We start from the raw sequence: 5,192 nt of genomic DNA, 5'->3' as shown, positions 1-5,192 counted from the left end.
GTGGTCGAAGGCGCTCGCCTGGAAAGTGAGTATACGGCAAAACCGTATCGAGGGTTCGAATCCCTCCCGCTCCGCCATGAGCCACTGATTCTTTAAAAATGATTCGTCTTGAGTTCAGCAACCCGGTCAGCAACCCGGTTTGGCGCCGACGAGGTGAATCCGCCGGACAGCGCACCCGGGCCGAATCATCTGCCTGGCAAGTCTTCCGCCATTGCTGGGATTGCGGCCTTTGAATCGCCGCTACGCGTCTCATTCCGGAGGGGCAGTGTTTCACACCGGAAATTGCTCGCCGCGCGGGTCGATCCGGTGCCTTGGTATACTGCCTGCTTGGGATATGGGCAGAGCGGCCGTTGCATGGCGATCCTGCCCGCTTCATCGGTTGAAAACTTGGTCGCAACGATGCGGTCGGGCGCCTCGCCGCGGTCGGCCCAGGCGATCAGCGCGGAGAACAGGTCGTGCCGCGCATCTTCGGAGGGCGGCCGCGGCGGGATGCCGAGCGTCGTATTGAACGCATCCGGGCCGGTGCCGCCACCGCAATGCATCATGCCCGGCGCGAGGAACAGGCGCGCGCTGTCAGCAAGCCTGGCCGTACCGCCGATCTGGGCTGCCTGGCGATCGAAGAAGGCGACCGACTGGCCCGGCGCGACGAGCGTATCGGCAAGGCCGTGATAGACGATCAGCTTGCCGCCGCGTGCGGCGAACGCTGCGAGGCTACCGCGCGTCGCGTCGTTGACGATCCCGTCCAGCAGCGTGTCGACCGCCGGCATGTCACGATCGAAGTCGAAACCCTTCCAGTCCCAGCCGGCGCCGAAGACCCATTTGAACAGCGCACTGAAGGGCGGCTGATCGTTGATCGGCTTTTGCAGGAAGGACCAGCCGAACGTGTCGGGCATCTCGCTGCCCGGCAGCCAGCCGAAATAGGACGGCTTGCCGTTCCGATCGATCGGCCCGGAATAAAAGGCCTGTGCGGTCTCGACCTCGCCTTGGGTCAGACAGCTTTCGGACGGCGCGCCCTGGCACTGGAGGATTTTCGGATCGAAGCTGCAACGCATCGGATCCGAGATGAACGGGTCGCCCGCGAGCCCATGCCCCTGCCGCCAGCACGTCGCGATGGCAGCCTTGTTCAGCAGCTTGAGCTTCGCCTCCGACAGCAGGCGCCCGGGCGCCCGGTTCGCCGTCGCATAGTTCCAGAGGACAGCGGCATGGCCCCAGGTGCGGTTCATGACCGGCGCGCCGACCAGGATGCCGTCATAATCATCCGGATAGTAGAGCGCCTCGATCAACCCCATCTGCCCGCCGGTCGAACAGCCGGTATAATAAGAGCGCCTGGCCTCCTCTCCGTAAAACGCCCTGGTGATCGCCTTGCCGGTCTTCGTCATCGCATGGGTGGAAAGCCGGCCCCAGTCGCGCCACTTGCGCGGCTGGCCGATCAGGGCGTCGCCCTCCAGCGGCGTGGCGGGCGCGGTGCCGGCATCGGTGGTCGCGGTGGCGAAGCCGCGCCGCAGCCCTTCGACCATCCCGGAATAGCCGAGCACGAAGGTGCCGGCGAAGCCGCCGCTGCCATTGCCGTGGAACACGCCGGTCCAGCCCTGCGCCGGCAGCCACAGCTCAAGGCCGATGTCCGAGCCGGGCTCGGACCGCACGCGCGCGACGACGCGGCAGAAGCTGCGATAGCCCGGCACGTCGCCCGTGATCGTCGCCTCGTCCGGCTTGGCCGGGACCAGCGTCGCGCTGGCGATGGCCGTATCCGGCAGCTTTAGCCGGGCGAGCGCGGTACAGCGGGCGGCGGCGTCCGCGGGATCCCGGCCCTGCGCCAGTGCGACGCCCGGGGCCGTCCAGCCGATCGCGGCCGCGAGAATGGCAATGCAGTGCCCGCGCTTCATGATTCTCTCCATTGGTCCGACACGGTCGTTTCAGACAAGCTCATGCGACGTCACCCGGCGAGGACCGCTTGATCAGCCGGGCGAGCCACAGGAACAGCAAGGCGGCGATGAGATACATCGGCGCCAGCGCATAGAAGGCCATTTGCAGCGAATGCTCGCCATAGCCGGGGCGGAAGAAATCGCTCGCCATGCCGACGAAGGTCGGACCGAGGCCGAGGCCGACGAGGTTCATGACGAGCAGCAGCAGCGCGCCGGAAATCACGCGTGCGCCCGGCGCCACCTCGCCTTGGACGAAGGTCACCGTCGCGGGAAGGAAGAAGGAGTTGAGGAACAGCGGGACGAACAGCAACGCCAGCGCGACCTCCCACCGCTCCGCTGCGGCGAAACCGAGGAAGAAGGGCAAGGCGAGCAGCAGCGACAGCGCGGGGATAAGGGCATAGGCCGCCTTGTTCCGCACGGCGAAGCGGTCGATCAGCTTGCCGGAGACGAAGATTCCCGTGCCCATGCCGAGGCCGACCGCGAGCGCATACCAGATGGCGACCTCGTCCAGGGCCATGCCCTTCTCGCGCATCAGGAACAGCGTGGCGAAGTTGCTGAGGCCATAGGTGATGAAATTGGCGGCGCCGCTGGCGAGCGCCGCGACCGCCAGCACCTTGTTGCCGAAGAAGCCGGTGATCGCCTGGAGGAAACCCGGCCCCGGTTTGCCTGTCGACGCGGGGGCCGGCGCCGGATCGAAGCGGCCCCGCACCGGCTCGGGCACCAGGAAATAGACGAAGACGGCGGTGAGCACGCCGATCGCGCCGACGACGTAGAAGGGCACTCGCCAGTCAAAGGCCGCGGCAAGCGATGCGCCGAAGGCGACGCCGAGCGCGGAGCCGATCGGCGGGCCGAGATTGAAGATGCCCATCGCGGTGCCGCGCTGTTCGCGCGGGAAGGTATCGGAGATGATGGCATAGGAGGGCGGCACGCCGCCCGCCTCCCCGATGCCGACCGCCATGCGGGCGACCGCGAGCTGGCCGTAATTGCCCGCCATGCCGCATGCGATGGTCGCGCCGCTCCACAGACCGCAGGCGAGCGAGAGGATCTTCGTCCGGTTCGTCCGGTCGGCCAGCCAGCCGACCGGAATCGCGATGAAGCAGTAGAACAGCGCGAAATAGAAGCCGGTGATGTAGCCAAGCTGGCTGTCAGTGATCTGCAGCCCGTCCTGGATCGGCTTGGCCAGGATCGAGACCAGCTGCCGATCGAGGAAATTGAGCACATAGACGAAGCACAGCATGGCCAGCACGAAGCCGCGGTTGCCGGCCGGGCCGGATTGTGCAGGCCCATGCGCAGTCGGCGCTCGGTTGGTCGCCATCGGCCTTACATCCCTTCCTGACCGTTCTGTGTTGCTTCGATCCAGCCCGCGCGGCCCTTGCCGCCGCCAAGCCCGGCCGCGACACGCTGCTTGAGCAGGGCGGGCGGACGGAACCGCTCGCCATAGGCATCATGCAGGATTTCCTGCACCTGCAGGCACAGATCCGACGTGACGATGTCCATCATCGCGAAAGGGCCGACGGGGTGGCCAAGGCCCAGGCGGCACGCCGCATCCAGGTCGGCGGGCGTCGCGACGCCTTCCTCGACCAGCTTGACCGCCTCGATCAGCAAAGCGTGCAGCATCCGGTTCACGGCAAAGCCTGCCACGTCCTTGATCCGCACCGGCTGCTTGCCGATGCTGGCGAGCACGGTCGTCACCTCGTCCGCGACCGCGGCGTCGGTCGCGAAGCCGGGGATCACCTCGACCAGCTTCATGCGCGAGACGGGCGAGAAATAGTGCGTGCCGAGGAAGCGCGCGCGCCGGTCCGGCGCCATGACCGCCGCGAGCGTCGAGATCGGCAAGGTCGACGTGTTCGACGCGAGGATGCAGCCGGGCCGACATGCCGTGTCGAGCGCGCGCAGCACGGCGGCCTTCGCGTCGATCGATTCAAAGACCGCCTCGGTCACCATCGCGCAATCGGCCATGGCGTCGAGGGTGGAGACCGGCCGGATCCGCGCCAGTGCGGCGCTCGCCGTTTCCGGGGTGTGGAATTGCCGTGACACGCCCTTGTCGAGAATGCCGCGCAGCCGGTCGATCGCGCAGGCCAGCGTCGCCTCGCTGCGGTCGTGCAGCAGGACCTCGTGCCCGGCGAGTGCGAAGACCAAAGCGATCTCCGCCCCCATCAGCCCCGCGCCGACGACGCCCGCCTTCATGATGCCGGTTCCGCATGCCGATCGGCGCCGGTCATCATGCCGCCTCGCCAGAGCCGCGCCTGTTCGATGTACCAGGGCAGGACTTCGGGCGTGGCGGTCGCGTCGGCGCTGACCACCCTGGCGACGGGCCATCCGGCGAACAGTCGCTTGATCGGCAGTTCCTGCTTCTTGCCCGACAAGGTACGCGGGATGCCCGGCGCGGCGATCAGGCGATCGGGCACGAAGCGCGGCGACAGGCTGGTGCGGATGGCGGTCGCGATCGCCGCTTCGAGGGCGGCGTCGACATCTTGGCCCTTGGCCGGCACGACGAACATGATCAGCTGGCTGCCGCCAGCCTCACCTTCGACATCGATGATCATCGTGTCGGCGATCTGCGGCAGGCGTTCGACGGCAGCATAGATTTCGGCGGTGCCCATGCGCACGCCATGCCGGTTGATCGTCGCGTCGCTGCGGCCCGAAATCGTACAGCTGCCGTCGTCGCCGATGGTCAGCCAGTCGCCGTGCCGCCAGACGCCCGGCCACTCGCCGAAATAGGATTCGCGGTACCGGCTGCCGTCCGCATCGCCCCAGAAATAGAGCGGCATGCTGGGGAAGGGCCGCGTGCAGACCAGCTCGCCGACCTCGTCGATCACCGGGCTGCCCTGTTCGTCCCACGCCTCGATCGCCGCGCCCAGGTGACGGCATTGCAGCCGGCCCGGCGTGTCGGGCAGTTCGGGGTTTCCGGCCATGAAGGCGGCGGCGATCTCGGTGCCGCCGCTGACATTGCACCACCAGATATCGGGCCGGCCCAGCGCTGCGAATTGTGCCGTGCCCCAGCGCTGCACGTCGGGCGGCAGGGGCGATCCGGTGCTGCCGAGCGCGCGGATGCGATCGAGCCCCGCAATTTCTCCGATCTCGACCCCCGCCTTGCGGCAGCTGGCAAAGAAGGCCGCGCCGGCCCCGAACCAGGTGACGCCGCTGCGGGCCGCGAAATCCCATAGCCGCGTCCAGTCGGGATCGGCCTTGGTGCCGCTCGGCGAGCCGTCGAACAGGCAGATGGTCGTGCCGCTGAGCAGCCCGCCGACCTGGATGTTCCACATCACC

At 67.7% G+C, this 5,192-nt stretch carries 3 protein-coding genes and 1 pseudogene; all 4 read right to left on the bottom strand.

All coding sequences use genetic code 11. From position 1 onward, the window contains the following. Positions 1 to 185: 185 nt before the first annotated feature. Positions 186 to 1,883 carry a tannase/feruloyl esterase family alpha/beta hydrolase gene (locus ABDV68_RS18225; RefSeq protein WP_343521515.1) on the bottom strand — a complete coding sequence of 566 codons (1,698 nt, stop codon included), beginning with the start codon at positions 1,881 to 1,883 and terminating at the stop codon, positions 186 to 188. 40 nt (positions 1,884 to 1,923) lie between these two features. After that, positions 1,924 to 3,237 carry an MFS transporter gene (locus ABDV68_RS18220; protein WP_343521514.1) on the bottom strand — a complete coding sequence of 438 codons (1,314 nt, stop codon included), beginning with the start codon at positions 3,235 to 3,237 and terminating at the stop codon, positions 1,924 to 1,926. 5 nt (positions 3,238 to 3,242) lie between these two features. Continuing rightward, positions 3,243 to 4,109 (bottom strand): 3-hydroxyacyl-CoA dehydrogenase family protein, encoded by an 867-nt coding sequence (locus ABDV68_RS18215; protein WP_343521513.1) that lies wholly within the window; start codon positions 4,107 to 4,109, stop codon positions 3,243 to 3,245. Next, positions 4,106 to 5,192, bottom strand: a pseudogene (locus ABDV68_RS18210) (acetoacetate--CoA ligase); the annotation flags it as partial. The gene ABDV68_RS18215 and the pseudogene ABDV68_RS18210, both read right to left, overlap by 4 nt.

It is taken from the genome of Sphingomonas sp. (assembly GCF_039595165.1).
Taxonomy (GTDB): Bacteria; Pseudomonadota; Alphaproteobacteria; order Sphingomonadales; family Sphingomonadaceae; genus Sphingomonas.
Note: the sequence above shows the minus strand (reverse complement) of the source record. Positions and strands in the feature narration are given on the sequence as shown.

Excerpts from the sequence above, each read along its gene's own strand:
- ABDV68_RS18225 (WP_343521515.1), bottom strand. The coding sequence starts at position 1,883 with ATGAAGCGCGGGCACTGCATTGCCATTCTCGCGGCCGCGATCGGCTGG.
- ABDV68_RS18220 (WP_343521514.1), bottom strand. The coding sequence starts at position 3,237 with ATGGCGACCAACCGAGCGCCGACTGCGCATGGGCCTGCACAATCCGGC.
- ABDV68_RS18215 (WP_343521513.1), bottom strand. The coding sequence starts at position 4,109 with ATGAAGGCGGGCGTCGTCGGCGCGGGGCTGATGGGGGCGGAGATCGCT.